This is a genomic window from Niallia sp. Sow4_A1, assembly GCF_052116745.1.
GTDB lineage: Bacteria > Bacillota > Bacilli > Bacillales > Cytobacillaceae > Niallia > Niallia hominis.
Genome location: NZ_JBQKKM010000048.1, coordinates 18,424 through 36,399 on the forward strand (window position 1 = coordinate 18,424; position 17,976 = coordinate 36,399).

The 17,976-nt window shown below is 33.9% G+C and carries 19 protein-coding genes; 18 read left to right on the plus strand and 1 reads right to left on the minus strand.

The window, feature by feature from the left end; translation table 11 throughout:
- Positions 1-35: 35 nt before the first annotated feature.
- The 18 genes from ACTQ5K_RS20595 (at position 36) to ACTQ5K_RS20680 (ending at position 16,809) form a co-directional block, all read left to right on the plus strand.
- Positions 36-1,202 (plus strand): cation:proton antiporter, encoded by a 1,167-nt coding sequence (locus tag ACTQ5K_RS20595; protein ID WP_031539159.1) that lies wholly within the window; start codon positions 36-38, stop codon positions 1,200-1,202.
- A 250-nt stretch (positions 1,203-1,452) separates the two neighbouring features.
- A complete protein-coding gene (locus ACTQ5K_RS20600; RefSeq protein WP_155986779.1) occupies positions 1,453-1,617 on the plus strand; it encodes a hypothetical protein in 165 nt (54 codons plus the stop codon).
- Positions 1,618-1,863: 246 nt separating this feature from the next.
- Positions 1,864-2,289 (plus strand): cupredoxin domain-containing protein, encoded by a 426-nt coding sequence (locus tag ACTQ5K_RS20605; protein WP_048717233.1) that lies wholly within the window; start codon positions 1,864-1,866, stop codon positions 2,287-2,289.
- A 15-nt stretch (positions 2,290-2,304) separates the two neighbouring features.
- Positions 2,305-3,126, plus strand: a complete 822-nt coding sequence (locus ACTQ5K_RS20610; RefSeq protein ID WP_031539157.1) for a cytochrome c biogenesis CcdA family protein — start codon at positions 2,305-2,307, stop codon at positions 3,124-3,126.
- Between the two features lie 135 nt (positions 3,127-3,261).
- Positions 3,262-5,331 (plus strand): copper-translocating P-type ATPase, encoded by a 2,070-nt coding sequence (locus ACTQ5K_RS20615; protein WP_051641005.1) that lies wholly within the window; start codon positions 3,262-3,264, stop codon positions 5,329-5,331.
- Positions 5,332-5,345: 14 nt separating this feature from the next.
- Entirely contained in the window at positions 5,346-5,735 is a 390-nt protein-coding gene (locus ACTQ5K_RS20620) for a cupredoxin domain-containing protein (protein WP_031539155.1), read from the plus strand.
- Positions 5,732-5,884 carry a hypothetical protein gene (locus tag ACTQ5K_RS20625; RefSeq protein WP_155986778.1) on the plus strand — a complete coding sequence of 51 codons (153 nt, stop codon included), beginning with the start codon at positions 5,732-5,734 and terminating at the stop codon, positions 5,882-5,884. Before ACTQ5K_RS20620 ends, ACTQ5K_RS20625 begins: the two co-directional genes overlap by 4 nt.
- A 319-nt stretch (positions 5,885-6,203) precedes the next feature.
- On the plus strand, positions 6,204-6,899 hold the full coding sequence (locus tag ACTQ5K_RS20630) for a Crp/Fnr family transcriptional regulator (RefSeq protein ID WP_031539154.1): 696 nt from the start codon (positions 6,204-6,206) through the stop codon (positions 6,897-6,899).
- Between the two features lie 143 nt (positions 6,900-7,042).
- Positions 7,043-8,116 (plus strand): PIN/TRAM domain-containing protein, encoded by a 1,074-nt coding sequence (locus ACTQ5K_RS20635; protein ID WP_031539153.1) that lies wholly within the window; start codon positions 7,043-7,045, stop codon positions 8,114-8,116.
- Between the two features lie 303 nt (positions 8,117-8,419).
- Positions 8,420-9,091: a methyltransferase family protein gene (locus tag ACTQ5K_RS20640; protein WP_031539151.1), complete on the plus strand. Its 672-nt coding sequence runs from the start codon at positions 8,420-8,422 to the stop codon at positions 9,089-9,091.
- Positions 9,092-9,171: 80 nt separating this feature from the next.
- A complete protein-coding gene (locus ACTQ5K_RS20645; RefSeq protein ID WP_031539149.1) occupies positions 9,172-9,846 on the plus strand; it encodes a response regulator transcription factor in 675 nt (224 codons plus the stop codon).
- 59 nt (positions 9,847-9,905) lie between these two features.
- Positions 9,906-11,231, plus strand: a complete 1,326-nt coding sequence (locus ACTQ5K_RS20650) for a sensor histidine kinase (RefSeq protein WP_048717229.1) — start codon at positions 9,906-9,908, stop codon at positions 11,229-11,231.
- Positions 11,232-11,696: 465 nt separating this feature from the next.
- Positions 11,697-11,885 (plus strand): DUF2933 domain-containing protein, encoded by a 189-nt coding sequence (locus ACTQ5K_RS20655; protein ID WP_031539147.1) that lies wholly within the window; start codon positions 11,697-11,699, stop codon positions 11,883-11,885.
- Between the two features lie 97 nt (positions 11,886-11,982).
- Positions 11,983-12,324 carry a metal-sensitive transcriptional regulator gene (locus ACTQ5K_RS20660; RefSeq protein ID WP_031539146.1) on the plus strand — a complete coding sequence of 114 codons (342 nt, stop codon included), beginning with the start codon at positions 11,983-11,985 and terminating at the stop codon, positions 12,322-12,324.
- 294 nt (positions 12,325-12,618) lie between these two features.
- Positions 12,619-12,855: a cation transporter gene (locus tag ACTQ5K_RS20665; protein ID WP_031539145.1), complete on the plus strand. Its 237-nt coding sequence runs from the start codon at positions 12,619-12,621 to the stop codon at positions 12,853-12,855.
- 28 nt (positions 12,856-12,883) lie between these two features.
- On the plus strand, positions 12,884-15,340 hold the full coding sequence (locus tag ACTQ5K_RS20670; protein WP_031539144.1) for a heavy metal translocating P-type ATPase: 2,457 nt from the start codon (positions 12,884-12,886) through the stop codon (positions 15,338-15,340).
- A 43-nt stretch (positions 15,341-15,383) separates the two neighbouring features.
- On the plus strand, positions 15,384-15,599 hold the full coding sequence (locus ACTQ5K_RS20675; protein ID WP_031539142.1) for a heavy-metal-associated domain-containing protein: 216 nt from the start codon (positions 15,384-15,386) through the stop codon (positions 15,597-15,599).
- A gap of 133 nt (positions 15,600-15,732) precedes the next feature.
- Positions 15,733-16,809, plus strand: a complete 1,077-nt coding sequence (locus ACTQ5K_RS20680; RefSeq protein WP_051641004.1) for an NAD(P)/FAD-dependent oxidoreductase — start codon at positions 15,733-15,735, stop codon at positions 16,807-16,809.
- 219 nt (positions 16,810-17,028) lie between these two features.
- Here ACTQ5K_RS20680 and ppaX read toward each other — a convergent pair whose 3' ends face one another.
- Entirely contained in the window at positions 17,029-17,703 is a 675-nt protein-coding gene (gene ppaX, locus ACTQ5K_RS20685) for a pyrophosphatase PpaX (protein WP_031539138.1), read from the minus strand.
- Between the last annotated feature and the right edge of the window lie 273 nt (positions 17,704-17,976).

Sequence of the window (17,976 nt, forward strand, 5' to 3'; positions counted from 1 at the left end):
TATACTAGATATACATTTTGAGAGGTGGAGGGATATTGTTAGTACTTCAATTAGCTATAATTATATTGGCAGCCAAACTTGCAGGAAGTTTAAGCGTAAAATTTGGTCAGCCATCCGTTTTGGGAGAAATCATAGTTGGTATTCTAATAGGACCATCTGTTTTTGGATTAATAAGTGCGACTGATACCTTATCAGCATTTAGTCAAATTGGTGTAATTCTACTTATGTTTACAGCAGGATTAGAAACAGATATAGATGAATTTAAACGATCTGGCAAAGCATCTGCATACGTCGGTTTTGGAGGAATTCTGGTCCCTCTTGTTTTAGGTTATTTTGCAGGGATAATGATGGACCTAACCTCGTACCAATCTTGGTTTTTAGGCATTATGCTTTCTGCTACAAGTGTAAGTATTTCGGTTCAAGCACTTAAAGAAATGAACCAACTAAAAACACCTGAGGGAACCACAATTTTAGGGGCTGCTGTTATTGATGATGTTGTTGTTATGATTGTTTTAGCATTCTTAATGAGTTTTGCAGGTGGAGAAGTTTCTTTAACTACAGTCATTTTAAAGAAAGTATTATTTTTTGGAGGAGCTATTTTGATCGCTTGGAAAGTTGTTCCTTGGTTCATGAAGAAATTCGTATTGTTAAAAGTCAGTGAGCCTGTTATTACGGCTGCTTTATTTATCTGCTTTGTTTTTGCTTTTGTCGCAGAATACACGGGGGTCGCCAATATCATTGGGGCTTATATAGCTGGTGTAGCGATAAGTGTAACAGGTTATAAACATGAAATATTTGAAAAAGTTGAAACGATAAGTTCTTCAATCTTTGTTCCTGTATTCTTTACATTCATTGGTATTTCAGCTCAGTTTGTTGGTATTCTTGATAATCTAACTCCAATAATATTGTTAAGTATTTTAGCTATATTAACAAAATTTATTGGTGCAGGTACAGGTGCTAAATTAGCTGGATTTGGTTGGAATAACTCAATGGGAATAGGTTCAGCAATGGTATCTCGTGGAGAGGTAGCATTAATAGTAGCAGCAATTGGTTTAGAATCAAATCTAATTACACAAGGTTTGTTTGCTATTATCATAGTTGTAGTTATTATTACAACCATTGTGACTCCTCCAATGATGAAGTATTTTCTACAATTAAATATAGGACGAGAATTAATACGAAGTAGGAAAATTTATGATTAATTAGAATTTTTTGATTTTGATTCTGTCTTCCTCTTATTATAAAACATTAATTTTCCTATTTCATATTAATTGAAGACTTGACCTGAGCAAGATATCCAGTCTTTCATTTCTATCAAAATTGAGTGATTTTTGAAAACTTATATAATCTAAGACAGTTTAATTCTTAGGTTATTCTTATATTCATTTCAGCTGATACTAAGGAAGTTAAATTAGAATAACATTGTAAATAAGGAATCTAGGAGGAGATTTTATGTTAGATAAAAATGTAAAAAAAGAAGAAAAATGTTGTTGCGAAGAGGAAAAACAGACTGAGAAAAATGAGCATCAACATGATAAGCATCATGACGATGACCATTGCTGCGGTAAAGGTAAAGATCATCAAAAACACCATGAGCACCATCATCATTGTCATTAATAAGCTAATAACAATATAAATAATAGGAGAATCTCTATTTTTAAAAATCGTCTGGAATGTGATTCTAGACGATTTTTTTAAGAACTTATTAAGATCAAACGGAATTTTTTTAAAAAATACAAAATAACGTATAAAAGTTTAATCGTTTGTATTAAATAGAATCTTTTATTTAAATTCATTTATCAAGGAATGTTAAATAGTTTCACTGCAAAAAAACAAAAATTCTATCTATAGTGGGGATAAAAAATGACGAAAGTAAAAAAAAAGCAAGCTAGAAAATATTTGTTAGAATTCACATTTATACTAATTATCATAGCCGCACTTATTCCATTAATATTGAGTATTACTAAAAGCATGGCAAATCAAGAGGATGAAAAAGGGACTCGTATAGAAGTTTCCATGGCAGGTTTTACTCCATCAACTATTGAGGCTAAAGCAGGAGAAGAGATAACCCTTCAATTAATAAATCCAGACAACTCAGCACATTCCGATGGTGGTGGATGGCATCAATTTGCTAGCGATGAACTAGATTTTGATTATAAATTGTCTCCTGAATCTACCAAAACAATTAAGATAAAAGTCAATGAACCTGGAGAATATGAATTTTATTGTGATATATGCTGTGGAGGTCGTGAGAATCCAACTATGCAAGGTAAGTTAATCATAACGTAGTGAAGGAAAATTAAAATGAAAACACCATTAAAAACTACTATTATAAGTTTGTTTCTCTTTTTTATATTATTGTTTTTTTCCTTTTTATTAAATCAAAGTATTATGGCTGCTAGTATAGCTGCAACAACAAGTATCATCCTTCTATTTGGGTTTATGTTATTAGCGGGAATTTTGGATGGATTTAATCCTTGTGCATTTAGTACTTTATTATTATGGACAGGGTTTTTGCTGAACCGCTTTGGATCAGAGATAGACAATGATTTGAATATTGAAAGACAACGAAAAAATATTTTAAGTTATGCCTTTTTTTATGCATTTGGTATTTTCTTGATTTATATTCTTTTGGGAATAGGAATTCTTGAGTTATTTCAAATATCATCCTTTCAAACAAAAACACTCGCACAAACTGCTGGATTTTTAGTTGTTGTTCTCGGTGTATTCATGGTCCGTGATTCCCTATTTAAGCAATCACAAGCAATTATTAAAATGCCAAGATTTTTACATCCCATTTATAAAAAATATAGCAATCCTGTTTCCAAATTTGGCAGCTTCTTTAGTGGACTAGTTATTGGGCTTTGTACCGTGCCATGTGGCGGAGCCATCTATATGGCCATATTAATCATCATCCAATCTAAACCATTTGTAGTTAAGTATCCGTTATTATTTGTATATAATTTGGGCTTTATTTTGCCTGTGGTTATCTTTGCATTAATCCTTTCAAATAAAAAACTATTACAAAGTATAAGTCAGGATTTTATTTTAATGAGAAATAAATTGAGATTAATGATTGGAATAATCACCATACTACTAGGTTTTTCTTCCATTTGGTTAGCCTAAAGAAACAAGTTTTTTTAGTTGATAGCGAATAAAAATATAATTCTTATGTAATTCTTAGATTTGTTTCAGCTGAAGTTAAGTAAAGTTTTTTAGAATCGAAGTAAAGAAAGACATTTGATGAAAGGAGAATGGGAGATGGGAACTCAAAAAAATAGCCATGTTCATGAGCATCATATGCATCAGCAGGAAGAGCCGACAGAAGAAATGGAATATCGTTCTTTAATGAAAAAGTGGTGGTTTGCAGCTGCTATTTCCGTACCGATTATTGTTGTTTCCTATCCAAATTTGATTCCAGGTATACGTGATTGGCTTCCAATGGGTAGTGTGGAACTATGGTGGGCAAGGTTAATAATGGGATTTTTTGCTCTCCTTGTCCTGATTGTAAGTGGAAACCAATTTTTTATTGGCATGTGGGAAGGATTAAAACAACGTTCTGCTAATATGCACACATTAATTGCCACCGGTGTAAGTGCAGCTTGGCTTTATTCTCTCGTTGCTCTCTTTTGGCCTGGGATTTTCCCAAAAGAGGAAATGGCTGAGGTGTATTATGATGTCACAACAGTCGTTACAGCTCTAGTAATTCTTGGAATGGCGATGGAAGTAAAGGCGAAAGGACGTTCATCTGAAGCGATTAAAAAATTAGTTGGACTTCAGCCAAAGACTGCAAATGTAATAAAAGAAGGAATAGAAGTTAAAGTACCAATTGAAGAAGTGAAGATTGGTGATAAAGTAATTGTTCGACCGGGAGAGAAAATTGCTATAGACGGGATTATATTAGATGGGAATTCTGCCGTTGATGAATCCATGTTAACAGGTGAATCCATGCCGGTTGATAAAATCCCTGGTAATGAAGTATTTGGCGGAACTTTGAACAAAACAGGTAGTTTTACTTTCGAAGTTACAAAGGAACAAAAAGATTCGGCTTTAGCTAATATAGTAGAAATGGTTAAACAAGCACAAGGTTCACGGATTCCCGTTCAAAAGGTAGTGGATAACGTATCCGCTTACTTTACTCCTGGTGTAATTATTGCAGCAATATTAGGATTTATCGTTTGGTATAATTTTGGTCCACAGCCTGGTTGGGTATATGCATTAATCGTCGCCGTAACTACTTTAATTATAGCATGTCCATGTGCACTCGGAATGGCAACCCCAATGTCTTTAACAACTGGAGTTGGAAAGGGGGCCGAAAATGGTATTTTAATCCGTTCAGGAGAGGCCTTACAAGTTGCCCAAAAATTAAATACAATTGTATTGGATAAAACAGGTACGATTACGGAAGGGAAACCTTCTTTAACAGATATTGTATCATTAGGTAAGTATTCAAAAACAGATTTATTAAAATTTAGTGCTTCCATCGAAAAGGGATCAGAGCATCCCCTTGCAACAGCAATAATGGATAACGCAGAAAAAAAGAAAATACCCCTTGCTAAAGTAACCGGGTTTAATGCTATACCAGGACATGGTGTAGAAGGAATCGTGGAAGATAAGAGAATTTACTTTGGAAACTTAAAGTTAATGAAAAAAGAAGGTATTCCACTTAACGGGTTTAACAAGTATGCATCTTCGATGGCAGATGAAGGAAAAACCCCAATGTTTATGGCTATTGACGGGGAGGCAGCAGGTATCATAGCTGTAGCAGATACGGTAAAAGAAGACTCCTTGTCTGTTATTCAGGAATTAGAAAAGATGGGTTTAGAAGTGGTAATGATTACTGGTGATAATCAACGCACGGCTCAAGCTATTGCAAAGCAAGTAGGAATAAAACGAGTATTAGCAGATGTACTTCCACAAGATAAGGCGGAAAATGTTCGAAAGTTACAGGCAGAAGGTAAAAAAGTGGCTATGGTCGGGGATGGTATAAACGATGCACCTGCCTTGACACAGGCAGATGTTGGAATTGCCATTGGAACCGGAACAGATGTAGCAATTGAAGCAAGTGATATTACGTTAATCTCAGGAAGCTTAAAAGGCGTTGTAAGTGCAATTAAAATTAGCAGGGCAACCATGAAAAATGTTTATGAAAACTTGTTTGGGGCGTTTATTTATAATACTGTTGGAATTCCCATTGCCCTTGGTGTACTGTATCCATTTACAGGAATCTTATTATCACCTTTGCTTGCAGCAGCGGCAATGGCCTTTAGCTCCGTAACAGTCATTTTAAATGCAAACAGGTTAAAAGGTCTAAAACTAAAAACATTTTAAAGGAGTGGAGAAAGATGGATGTTTCTAATTGGATCGTCACAATTGGGGGACTATTATTTATTGGCTTAATTGCATGGTTTTTCTGGAGACCCAAAAAAGGTGGAAGCCTTGCCGCGAAGGGAAATTCAGGTTATCAAGAAACAACTATTCAAGTGAAAAATGGCTATCATCCTGCACGAGTTATCGTACAAAGCGGAAAACCAGTTCGCTTTGAGTTTACAAGAGAAGAAACAGCTGCCTGTTCTGAAATGGTCATTTTCCCGGATTTTCAAAAAAGTGCTACATTACCTGTTGGAAAAAAAGTAATAATTGAACTCCCACCAATGCAGACAGGTACTTATGATTTTACTTGTCAAATGGGAATGTATAGAGGAACCATTATTGCTAAAGGGGATAAGAAATGATAAAAAAACTTTTTTTGTGGTTTATCATTTTAGAGATTATAGGGGCAATTTTTATATATTGGGATGTTAAAACGTCCGAGGAGCAAGAGACATCCATTTTTTACGTACCTAATGTAGGAGAAGGTACTATTTCAGTGGTAAATTTATAAAAGAAGAAACAATAGATACGATCCCCTTGGTATTCATGTAATTAATATTAGTAATAACCGGAATATCTTTATGTTACCTTAATCAATGGAGACGGGGCCCTTTCTGTTTTGAAAACATATAATATGAAGAAAATTATCAAAAGTTAAGACAGGAGGCTGCCCTGCACTTGTTGTGTAAAACCTAGTAGGATGAATTATTATAAAGAAGGAAAGTCTGTATTATCATTGTTAATGAACATTAAATTATTTATTCTAATATCGTAATCACAGGGCATTAAGTCATATTTCAAATAAAAGGAATCAGTGTAAGAGGTGAAAAATGATTAAAGAGGAAATTATAAAAATATTATCTGAATTTCCACTATTTCACGAACTAAATAATCATGAAATAGGTGAAATTGCTAGTATCTCTATAACAAGAGAATGGAATAAAGGAAGCCATGTTTTTTTTCAAGATGAACCAATCGAAAACGTTTATTTTATTTTTGAAGGTAAAGTGAAAATATATAAAACGGATATGGAAGGAAAGGAACAAATAGTTTCTTTATTAAAAAAAGGAGATATGTTTCCACATGTGGGTTTTTTCCGAAAAGGAGGATATCCAGCCTTTTCGGAAATACTAGAGAATTCCATACTTATTGTTATTCCAATAGCACAATTTGAAAAAGTATTAATTGAAAATCCTGATCTATGTATTAAAGTATTAAAGGTATTAGGAGAAAAAATTATTGATTTTCAAGAGCGCTTAGAATCACAAATACTGAATAATACCTATCAACAAATTATTAAATTAATCATTAGACTTGGGAAAGAACATGGACAAGTACTTCGCGATGGCAGTATACTTCTTAAAAGTGAATTTACAAATCGAGATCTGGCAAGAATGATTGGTACAACAAGAGAAACAGTCAGCCGTATGCTAACAAAACTTAAAAAGGAACATCGAATTAAAACAGATGCTAATCATAATTTAATTTTTGACCCTGATTTATTGGAAGAATATATTTATTCATAATTCCATAATAAAAAGTAGCTATAGGAAAAGATTAACTCAGTCTTTGTTTGACCTTCTTTTACCACAGGTATAGAAAGACAACCAGAATAAGAATAGTTTGCTAACATAAGATCAATAATTTCAAAAAATAAGAAGGTGAAGGATTGTTAAAACGTATTGTTCAAGCATGCTTCCTCATTATTGGAGGGGCATTAGGTCTTTTTTTAATTCATGATTTATTAAGGTTAATTACTTTAGATGACATTCCCCTATTAAATAACCCATATATATCAGTTATTTTGGGCGCTATTATATTTTATTTAATTACATTTTGGGCGATTGACTATGTGATTCATTTTGTTAAATGGATGGAAGAATCATTAGTGAAGGCACCTATTACAGATATCATATTTGGAAGTGCAGGGCTTGCTTTTGGACTTATTATTGCCTTTTTAATTGGTTATTCCCTTAATGCAATTGAGGTTCCTGTTTTAAACACGGTGGCTCCTATTTTACTAACATTAATTTTTGGCTATTTAGGCTTTCAAGTCGGTTTTAAAAAGAAAGAAGAATTACTTGGCTTATTCTCCAAGAAGAAAAAATTGGTGGAAGAGGACCCTAAAAAAGAGGTTAATAATGCTGTGAAGATACTGGATACAAGTGTTATCATCGATGGTAGAATTGCAGATATTTGCCAAACTGGTTTTTTGGAAGGATCGCTTGTTATTCCTCAGTTTGTTTTAACTGAGTTACAACATATTGCAGATTCCTCTGATTTGTTAAAAAGAAATAGAGGTCGAAGAGGCCTTGATATATTAAATCGAATTCAAAAAGAACTTGAAATAAAAGTCGAGATATATGAAGGAGATTTTGAAGAAATTCAGGAAGTGGACAGTAAACTTGTAAAATTAGCTAAAATCACAAATGGTGTAGTTGTAACCAATGATTATAATTTAAATAAAGTATGTGAATTACAAAAAGTATCTGTTTTAAATATTAATGATTTGGCTAATGCAGTTAAACCAGTAGTATTACCAGGGGAAGAAATGAACGTTCAATTAATAAAGGACGGTAAAGAGCATAATCAGGGAATAGCATATTTAGATGATGGTACGATGATTGTCGTAGAAGCTGGCCGCGAGTTTATTGGTAAATATATTGATGTACTTGTAACAAGTGTACTGCAAACCTCTGCTGGAAGGATGATCTTTGCAAAACCCAAGCAATTAACAGTTTAAAATATTAAATTAAATAATAAATTATATAAAGTTTGATAACCAATTATCAATTCATCATTACCCTATCAGTGGGTTATGAGTATTAAACGGAAAATGATGTAAGATTGAGTTACTACTTTAATTTAAAAGTTTTCTAATAAAGGAAGAGATTGATTCATAAGGGATTTAAAACCTATGAATGGATCTCTTTTTTCATTATTTGTACAAACTTATATTATTCTTGAATCAATTTTGGTTAACTCCATCATTTCTCCATACTTTTTTATTAAAGTTAATGAAAAAAGATAACATGGAGGAATTGAAATGCATGGCGTAGACCAAACTGCCTATGGATTATGGGCTGCAGTTATTTTTAATATTTTGATCTTTGGGTTATTTACATATACCGCTTTTAAACCAACTACAAAAAGAGATTGGAGAACTATGGGAGCATTTACTGCCTTTCTCGTAGCTTTATTTAGCGAAATGTTTGGTTTCCCTTTAACCATATATTTTCTCACTTCAATATTAGGCCAAAATTATCCGGTCCTTGACCCATTTACCCACGCAAACGGACATTTGTGGGTAGCGTTAGCTGGGGGATCACCAATCCTATTTAATATTTTACATCCTCTTAGTAATATTATAATTTTTAGTGGTCTTATTGTGATCGCTATTGGATGGAGAGGAATTCACAAAGGGTCAGGACAATTAATAACGAAGGGGATTTATCGCTTTGTACGCCATCCGCAGTATAGTGGTTTCATCTTAATGATCGTAGGTTTTCTAGTTCAATGGCCCACAATCATAACCCTTTTGATGGCCCCTGCATTAATTGGTATGTATAATTGGTTGGCAAAAAAAGAAGAGAAAGTAATGATCAATTTGTTTGGGGATGAGTACCTATCATATGTGAAGAACGTTCCTAGGTTTATTCCTAAAATCCATTTTGGGAATAAACCAATAAGTAACAGTAATCACACTCAAAATTTATGATACTAATCTATAAAACTTTATCTTTTTATTATTACTTCTAATCAAATCGACATCGATAATACTCAGAGGAGGTATATAAAGTGAATGCAAAAATAATTGTAATAGATGATGACACCAAAATTACTTCTATGATTAGAAGAGGACTTACCTTTGAAGGTTATGATGTAATCGTTGCTAATAATGGTAGGGAAGGTTTAATGATGATACTTGATCAGTCACCTGACCTAGTTATATTAGATGTAATGATGCCTGGAATTGATGGTCTAGAAGTTTGCAGAAGGTTAAGAAAAGATGGGAACATCCCAATTTTAATGGTGACTGGAAGGGACTCTGTTGCAGACCGTGTAGAAGGTCTAGAAACCGGGGCAGACGATTATCTTATCAAACCTTTTGCTTTTGAAGAATTGGTTGCCCGTATAAAAGCACTATTAAGAAGAACGGATAACATTAATACTGGGGATTATATTCATTTTGCTGATCTAACCTTGGATTTAGCTTCCCGTTCAGCAGAAAGAAATGGGAGGTCCATCGAGTTGTCTACAACTGAATTTAATTTATTGGAGCTTTTTATGCAAAATCCAAAAAGAGTTTTGCCTCGTGAACTGATTATGGAAAAAGTTTGGGGGTATAACTTTCAAGGAGAATCAAATGTTCTCGAAGTTTATGTGGGTTATTTACGTCATAAGCTCGAGTTGAACAAGGAAAAAAGATTAATTCATACAGTCCGAGGCTCTGGGTATGTGATGAAGGAATGAAATCCATGCCCATCCGATTAAGACTCACTTTATGGAATTGCCTACTTTTTGGAAGCATTATGGCTTTAGTCATTTCTATTATTTATTACACTCATAAACAAGCATCCTATGAAGCTGGAGATAAAATGCTTACGAATATATCTTCTCACGTACAGGAGGAGATTACACGACAGTTAAAAAAAGGAACCCCATTAGAGAAAGTAAATATGTCAGTTGATTCCTTAACGATTAATGAATATGCCGTAATGATAAAGGGGAAAAAAGATGAGCTTATTCAAACGACTTCTCATTTATTTTTAAAAAATCATCCATTTTCAAAGGAAAAGGTCTTTTTAGATGGCTCAGAATTCCAAACTGTTACGGATAAGAATGGAATAAGGATAAGGATAAAGATTAATCCTATTTATCTTGATCAATCAAAAATAGGCTATATCGAGACTTTATATTCATTAGATTCTATTGATAGATCTTTAAAAAGATTTAAGTGGACAGTAATCGGTTTAAGTGGAATAGGTATTATCATAGCTTCTATAGCTGCTTGGTTTTTGGCAAAAAAAACATTATGGAGAGTGGATTTAATTGGAAAAACAGCTAAAGCGATTACGGCTTCCCAAGATTTTGAACAACGCGTCTTATATACAGGTCCTCCTGATGAACTAGGACAATTAACGGGGACTTTTAATCAAATGCTGGATAGCTTAGAAAAGGCTTATAAAAATCAAAAACGATTCCTTTCTGATGCCTCCCATGAACTGCGTGCACCATTAACGACTATTAGAGGAAACCTGGATATTTTACACAAGATGAAAAATATACCGGAATCAGAAAGAGAAGAGATTCTAGAGGATATTAGGAATGAAGCCATCCGAATGTCAAAATTAGTCTCGGACCTTTTATCACTAGCACGTGCTGATGCAGGGCAAATTTATCAAAAAAATATTATTAATTTATCTACCATTACAACTGAAGTATTAGTAGAAATGGAATTATGGGAAAAAGCAGTTTTAATAGAATCAAAAATTAAAGACCAAGTAATGGTATGGGGCGATCAGGATTTAATCAAACAATTATTAATCATATTCCTTGATAATTCTATTCAGTATACCAATCCAAAAGGAAGAATTTATGTAATGGTTACGGAAGAGAAAAAACAGGCGGTTATTCAAATAAAAGATACTGGGATTGGGATCCCAATGGAGAAGATACCATATATTTTTGATCGGTTCTATCGAACTGAATCAGCAAGAAAACAATCCCCAGACGGCACAGGTTTAGGGTTATCGATTGCAAAGTGGATAATCGACGAACATCAAGGAAGAATTGTCGTTAATAGCAAATTAGAAGAGGGTACTGAATTTATCATTTACTTGCCTCTCGTTTATTAAAGTGAATCAACTAATAAATTTATTTTCGATATTTGTAATTTTATTTGGTTTTCTATGTTCATAAATGTTGATAAACTACATTCAAGGAGAAAACTCTAGGTTGGGAGTTTTCTTTTTATCAAATGTTAATCAAATCATACTAAAGTGTAAGGATGGCGAAAATAGAGAAATCCTCAATGGAAAGAAACTGAAAATGTTTTTTTGTTTGGACGATATTGGGATTAGCCTTTGCTGATTTCAACCCTTCGTCCTTTAGAGAATATCAACAGGATATAGAGTTTAATGAAGTATCTGACGGTGATGATAAAGAAGATCCAAAAGATAATTAGAAAACAGTTCAAGACATGCTTTGATTTATAGATAGGTTAACCCTTTTAATTCTTATGTAATTCTTATCTTCATCTCAGTTTAAATTTAACTTAAGGATTTAAACTTAAACCATAGAATAGAAGGAGGTTTAATACGTTGACACTTAAAAAGCTAGCAATACCTATTTTATTAGTAATAATTATTGGAATTGTAGCAGCTATATATGGGAAATGGGATTGGCTAATATGGGGAATATTCCTACTTTGTCCACTTATGCACCTATTTGGTCATGATCACTCAGGGCATAATCATAGTAAAGGCAGACATTCAGGACATCACCATTAAATAGTATTCTTAAGGAGAAGTAAAAGGATAAAAAAGAATTTGCTTTACATAGGGTAGGGGGGTAAGGTACAATGTAAGTATAAAGGAGGAAATGAAAATGGCGCCCGATTTAGAAAATAGTCCAATAACTGTAGAAAGCTATTACTCTATTTCAAAGGAAAGAAAAAGCCATAATTCAGAAAAGGTAAAACATAATCTTGTAACCAGGCTAAATCGAATCGAAGGACAAGTTCGAGGTATTAAAAGATTAATTGAAAAAGATGTGTATTGTGATGATGTAATTACACAAATTTCTGCAAGCCAAGCAGCTTTAAATAGTGTAGCAAAAATTCTACTAGAAGGTCATATGAGAAACTGTGTTGTAGATAGAATTCAAAAAGGTGATATGGAAGTTTTAGATGAAATGCTAATATCGATTCAGAGATTAATGAAAAAATGAAAAGTATAACTTAAAGCTTGAAAAGCACCAATAAAAAAACAAGATAGATTCTGTTATTGGAATTTTATTTTTTTTTAATAAAAATATACCCTATATCCGTATGGTGGATAAAAGAATTAAATGAAGAAGTAACGAATGGGGAGAAATTGCTTGTTCTCGATTGACAAAGTGATCAACCACTTAAAGGAAAAAGAAATTAATGTTAAGAAAGTTTTATCTCGATCTGAATTAATGAAGTGGTTAATAGGGTCAGTTCAAAATGAAAATAATCAATTAGAAAAAAGGAGGACTGTTATGAATCAGGTAATACTTAATGTTCAAGGAATGACATGTGAACATTGCATAAATCTAATTGAAGGAAAGATTGGGAAGTTAGACGGTATTGAATCCATCTATGTCCTTCCTAATGAAGGAAAGATCAACATAACCTTTGATTTACATGAGGTTGACTTAAAAGACATTACAGATTCTATAGAGGATCAGTGTTTTAATGTGGAAGGTTGGGAAATCCCAAAACCAAACTTTTCCTAAAAGAATATAAATAAGGGAGGTTAAGAGAATGGCTGAAAAAACGTTAAATATAGAAGGCATGACATGCGCATCATGTGCCCAAAGAATAGAAAAAGTGACAAAAAAGCTACCTGGTGTGAAGTCATCAAGTGTGAATCTAGCAACCGAAAAAATGAATATTCAATATGATGAAAATGCGATTTCATTACAAGATATTCAAGAAGCTGTTGATAAAGCGGGATATAAAGCTGTGGCAAATACAGAAAAGAAGACCTTTGCTATTTCAGGTATGACCTGTGCATCCTGTGCTCAAACGATTGAAAAAGCAACAAGAAAATTAGAAGGCGTATTGGAATCCAATGTGAACTTAGCAACGGAAAAATTGAGTATTGAATACGATTCTTCGGTGGTATCAACTTCGGATATCATTCAAGCTGTTTCCCATGCAGGTTACGAAGCGCATGAAGACATTGCATCTGAAGAGTCCATTGACGAAGATAAAGCGAAAAAACAAAGAGAAATTAAAAAACTATGGAAAAGATTTTGGATATCAGCCGTATTTACTGCTCCATTACTTTACATCGCCATGGGCCATATAGTGGGGGCACCATTACCTGGAATTATTGATCCGATGATGAATCCAGAAGCCTTTGCACTGATTCAGTTACTGTTAACCATACCAGTGGTTATCGTAAATAGGAAGATATATACAGTTGGATATAATACTTTGTTTAGAGGACACCCAAATATGGATAGCTTGATAGCTTTAGGAACAAGTGCAGCCTTTTTATACGGTATTTTTGCGACAGTCATGATTTATTTAGGAAATTCAAGTTATGCCAGTGAATTATATTATGAAACGGCAGCCGTTATTTTAACTTTAATTACATTAGGAAAATACCTTGAAACTTTAACAAAAGGAAAAACATCAGAAGCCATAAAAAAATTAATGGGTCTTGCTCCTAAGACTGCTATTGTTTTAAGAAATGATCAAGAAGTGGAAATTTCGATAGACGAAGTGGTTGTAGGCGACATTTTAATCGTTAAACCAGGTGAAAAAATGCCTGTGGATGGTATTGTCGTTGAGGGGACAACGGCTGTTGATGAGTCCATGTTAACAGGGGAAAGCATTCCTGTAGAAAAAAACGCAGGAGACAATATAATAGGCGCCAGTATCAATAAAAATGGTACGATCCAATACAAGGCAACAAAGGTTGGTAAAGACACGGCCCTATCTCAAATTATTAAATTAGTAGAAGATGCGCAGGGCTCAAAAGCTCCTATTGCTAAATTAGCTGATATTATTTCAGGTTACTTTGTGCCAATTGTTATTGGGCTTGCTGTCCTTTCAGGATTAGCCTGGTACTTTGGAGGTCAAACAGGTATTTTCGCATTAACTATTGCCATCTCAGTTTTAGTTATCGCATGCCCATGTGCACTAGGTTTAGCTACACCAACAGCCATTATGATTGGAACTGGTAAAGGAGCGGAACACGGCGTTCTGATTAAAAGTGGTACAGCTCTAGAAACTACGCATAAAATTCAAACCATTGTATTTGATAAAACTGGAACGATAACGGAAGGGAAACCAAAAGTCACTGACATTGTTACAGCAAATGGTATTTCCGAAGAAGAACTATTAATTTTAGCAGCATCTGCTGAAAAGGGTTCTGAACATCCATTAGGTGATGCAATCGTTAAAGGTGCTGAAGAAAGAGGAATGAACTTCAAGAAAACGCAGGCCTTTAAAGCGATCCCAGGACATGGAATTGAAGTAACCATTGACGGCCACCATATGTTATTAGGAAACCGAAAATTAATGGATGATCGTAACATATCATTAGGATCTTTATCTAAAACATCAGATGAATTAGCCAGTCAAGGGAAAACTCCAATGTATATTACGATGAATGATAAAATTGCCGGTATTATTGCGGTAGCAGATACGGTTAAAGAAAATAGCATAAAAGCAATCCAAAAACTTCACAAAATGGGTATAGAAGTTGCTATGATTACTGGTGATAACAAACGTACCGCTGAAGCCATTGCCAAGCAAGTTGGCATCGATCGGGTACTAAGTGAAGTTCTACCAGAAGATAAAGCGAATGAAGTGAAAAAGCTGCAAGAAGAAGGCAAAAAAGTCGCAATGGTTGGAGATGGAATTAACGATGCACCTGCACTTGCACAAGCCGATGTTGGGATAGCCATTGGATCAGGTACCGATGTTGCAATGGAATCAGCTGATATTGTCTTAATGAGAAGTGATTTGATGGATGTTCCTACCGCAGTTGAATTAAGTAGATCAACCATTCGAAATATTAAGCAAAACTTATTCTGGGCATTTGGTTATAATACGGCAGGAATTCCATTTGCAATGGGAATTGTTTTCCTTTTTGGGGGCCCATTATTAAGCCCGGTCATTGCAGCTGCAGCTATGAGTTTTAGCTCTGTATCAGTATTACTCAATGCGTTGAGACTAAAACGTTTTAAACCTTCTTCTATTTAGAAGGAATGAAATAAAAATGAATAAATGAAAGGGGAAATATTTAATGAAAAAGAAACTAACCATAGAAGGAATGAAATGTGAAGGATGTGCCGATACGGTTCTTAAATGTTTAAAATCAATTGAGGGAGTTACGGAAGCTTCCGTTAACTTAGGAGATAAAAGTGCATTGGTTGAAAGTCATAATGAAGTAAGTGACCAAGCCATTCATGAATCATTAGCAAATGAAAAATATAAGGTTGTAAAGATTACTGAAGAATAGTCATTCTAAAAGTTCTTCAAGATTCATAATAAAAGTCCGATTTCTTCATTCAAAGGTATGGAGAAATCGGACTTTTTAAATCAATAAGCCCCAAAATGCAAAGGTACTTTGAAATAAGGGAAGGAGAATTAACTTGCAAAAGATTGCAATCATTGGAGGTGGCCCTGCAGGTTTAACTGCAGCAATAGAAGGAGCAAAAAGCGGATTAAGCGTGACGTTATATGAAAAGTTGGAAATTGGTGAAAACATTCGATGTGCGGAAGGTTTTTTTGATACATTAAACATGCTTGGGAAACCCCGATATGGGGTTAGGTTTAAGGTAGAAGAAATAGAACTCAAAATAAAATCAAAGTATGTATTTCCCTGTGACGACAAAATAAATATTTGGATGATTGATCGACGTGAATGGCAAAAAGGTTTAGCTGAAGAAGCAAGATCATTAGGCGTAAACATTATCGAAAACATTACTATAACGAAGGAATTCTTTATAGAACTCGTTTGGGAATACGATTGGATCATTGACAGTTCAGGAGCTATTTCAATAACTTCTCAAGTATATGGATTCCATAAATATTATAAAGATACATCTGCAGTTACGGTCCAATACACATTGGCAGGTGATTTTAGCGAATATTATGGGAGAATTAAGTTAGTACTTGAGGACCCTTATACAGGATATTACTGGATTTTTCCAAAATCAAAAAACGAAGCAAATGTTGGACTAGGAGTTTTTAAATCAACTAAATTAAATTTATGGGCAAAGCTAGATAGAGTACTTGAAAAAGAAGGGCTGTCTTCTTATAAAATAACAAAGAAAATGGGTGGGCTATGTCCTACTGTAAAGCTGGATAGATTGGTATATGATAATGTGTTGCTTGCAGGAGATGCAGCTGGCTTAGTTTCCCCATTACATGGTGGAGGGATAGATACTGCCTGTATTTCAGGCAAAATGGCCATTCAAAATATTTTACATAATCGTGTTGATTGTTATGAACGAGATTTGAGCAATATTTTAGATAGAAAGTTAGAGGGTGAAAGAGAGCTTTTTGAACGTTTAGTATCTTTAAATTCAGGAGTAATAGATTATATTATCAAAATAGTGCATCGATCGGGGAGAACATTAGGGGATTATGGAGTACTAAATGGAAGAATCCATAAATTTTTACAGTTAGGAATTATCCAGGCTCTGTTACCTACCAAGAAAAAGTGATTAATAAAATAATAGATATTAACTTCTATTAATCAAAAAGATCCTATTTCAATATATGAACCGGTTCTCTTGATGGGTGAAAATTAGTAAAATTGTTGATATCAGTGTGTTTTTAAGGGAATCACAATGGATTCCCTTTGGTTGTAAAATCTAGTTATCGTTTATTAATTCCTTTTGTTCTTACAGTTTCATTATTATAAATTTATTTATAGGGTACCATCAGGATAAACGGGCTTTCCTGACGGTACCCTTTTCAGAGTTAATAATTTTTAAAAGGTCAAGAAAGTCGTCCAGCACAAAGTCAGGCTGGTCCACCAGTTCCTCCTTTTTTAACTCACTCCATGACACAAATACACTCCGTACACCCGCATTTTTTGCACTAATAATGTCTTCGACGCTATCCCCGACCATTAATGCATGTTCAGGTGATTCAGCTAATGCATATAATGCTTTTTCTATTGGCTCGGGATTTGGTTTTGGATTAGTTACATCGTCAAAGGTAATAATGGTGTGAATAAAGTTGCTTATTTCGTCTAAATGACTACACCGACTAGTCATATAATTATGTTTGGAAGTGACAATCCCTAACTTGATACCTTTATCTGATAATAGCTGTATCACTTCTTTCGCATGAGGAAAGAAACTAGTAAGTGCATCATGGTTCGCGACGTCAAATTGACGGAAAGTATGCAACAATTCGTTAATATTACCTGAATAATACCTTTGAAAAGTTTTTGTTAATGGCTCACCAAAATAGCGTTTCAATTCCTTTTCATCTACATCTAAATTCAGATGTTTTTTTAATGTATGCTGAAAGGAAGCAACTACTAATTGGTTTGTATCCAAAATCGTTCCATCAAGGTCAAATAGAACAGTTGATATATCCTTGCTCATTATTTTTATATTCTCCTTTTCGTATCACTTTTTATTTCTCTTTTAAGTTTACAAAGGGAGAATGAGATGAATATGAGAAGAAGCTTAAATATAAATAAAAATTTTTACTTATTCCTGTTGATACTGGTAATTCTTATGTAATTCTTATCATTAACTCATATTCGGTGTTTGTCAACATAGTTGTCGCATTTAGTTACTTTAGTGTTGTGTTCAGTCAAGGCTACCGCGCTACGCTTGCTGGCCTGATGATTTGAATGGAAAGGAAATCCATTC

What these genes read in the sequence shown, in the direction of transcription:
- ACTQ5K_RS20600 (WP_155986779.1), top strand. Translation starts at nt 1,453, where the DNA reads ATGTTAGATAAAAATGTAAAAAAAGAAGAAAAATGTTGTTGCGAAGAG.
- ACTQ5K_RS20605 (WP_048717233.1), top strand. Translation starts at nt 1,864, where the DNA reads ATGACGAAAGTAAAAAAAAAGCAAGCTAGAAAATATTTGTTAGAATTC.
- ACTQ5K_RS20610 (WP_031539157.1), top strand. Translation starts at nt 2,305, where the DNA reads ATGAAAACACCATTAAAAACTACTATTATAAGTTTGTTTCTCTTTTTT.
- ACTQ5K_RS20615 (WP_051641005.1), top strand. Translation starts at nt 3,262, where the DNA reads ATGGGAACTCAAAAAAATAGCCATGTTCATGAGCATCATATGCATCAG.
- ACTQ5K_RS20620 (WP_031539155.1), top strand. Translation starts at nt 5,346, where the DNA reads ATGGATGTTTCTAATTGGATCGTCACAATTGGGGGACTATTATTTATT.
- ACTQ5K_RS20625 (WP_155986778.1), top strand. Translation starts at nt 5,732, where the DNA reads ATGATAAAAAAACTTTTTTTGTGGTTTATCATTTTAGAGATTATAGGG.
- ACTQ5K_RS20630 (WP_031539154.1), top strand. Translation starts at nt 6,204, where the DNA reads ATGATTAAAGAGGAAATTATAAAAATATTATCTGAATTTCCACTATTT.
- ACTQ5K_RS20640 (WP_031539151.1), top strand. Translation starts at nt 8,420, where the DNA reads ATGCATGGCGTAGACCAAACTGCCTATGGATTATGGGCTGCAGTTATT.
- ACTQ5K_RS20650 (WP_048717229.1), top strand. Translation starts at nt 9,906, where the DNA reads ATGGCTTTAGTCATTTCTATTATTTATTACACTCATAAACAAGCATCC.
- ACTQ5K_RS20660 (WP_031539146.1), top strand. Translation starts at nt 11,983, where the DNA reads ATGGCGCCCGATTTAGAAAATAGTCCAATAACTGTAGAAAGCTATTAC.
- ACTQ5K_RS20665 (WP_031539145.1), top strand. Translation starts at nt 12,619, where the DNA reads ATGAATCAGGTAATACTTAATGTTCAAGGAATGACATGTGAACATTGC.
- ACTQ5K_RS20670 (WP_031539144.1), top strand. Translation starts at nt 12,884, where the DNA reads ATGGCTGAAAAAACGTTAAATATAGAAGGCATGACATGCGCATCATGT.
- ACTQ5K_RS20675 (WP_031539142.1), top strand. Translation starts at nt 15,384, where the DNA reads ATGAAAAAGAAACTAACCATAGAAGGAATGAAATGTGAAGGATGTGCC.
- ppaX (WP_031539138.1), bottom strand. Translation starts at nt 17,703, where the DNA reads ATGAGCAAGGATATATCAACTGTTCTATTTGACCTTGATGGAACGATT.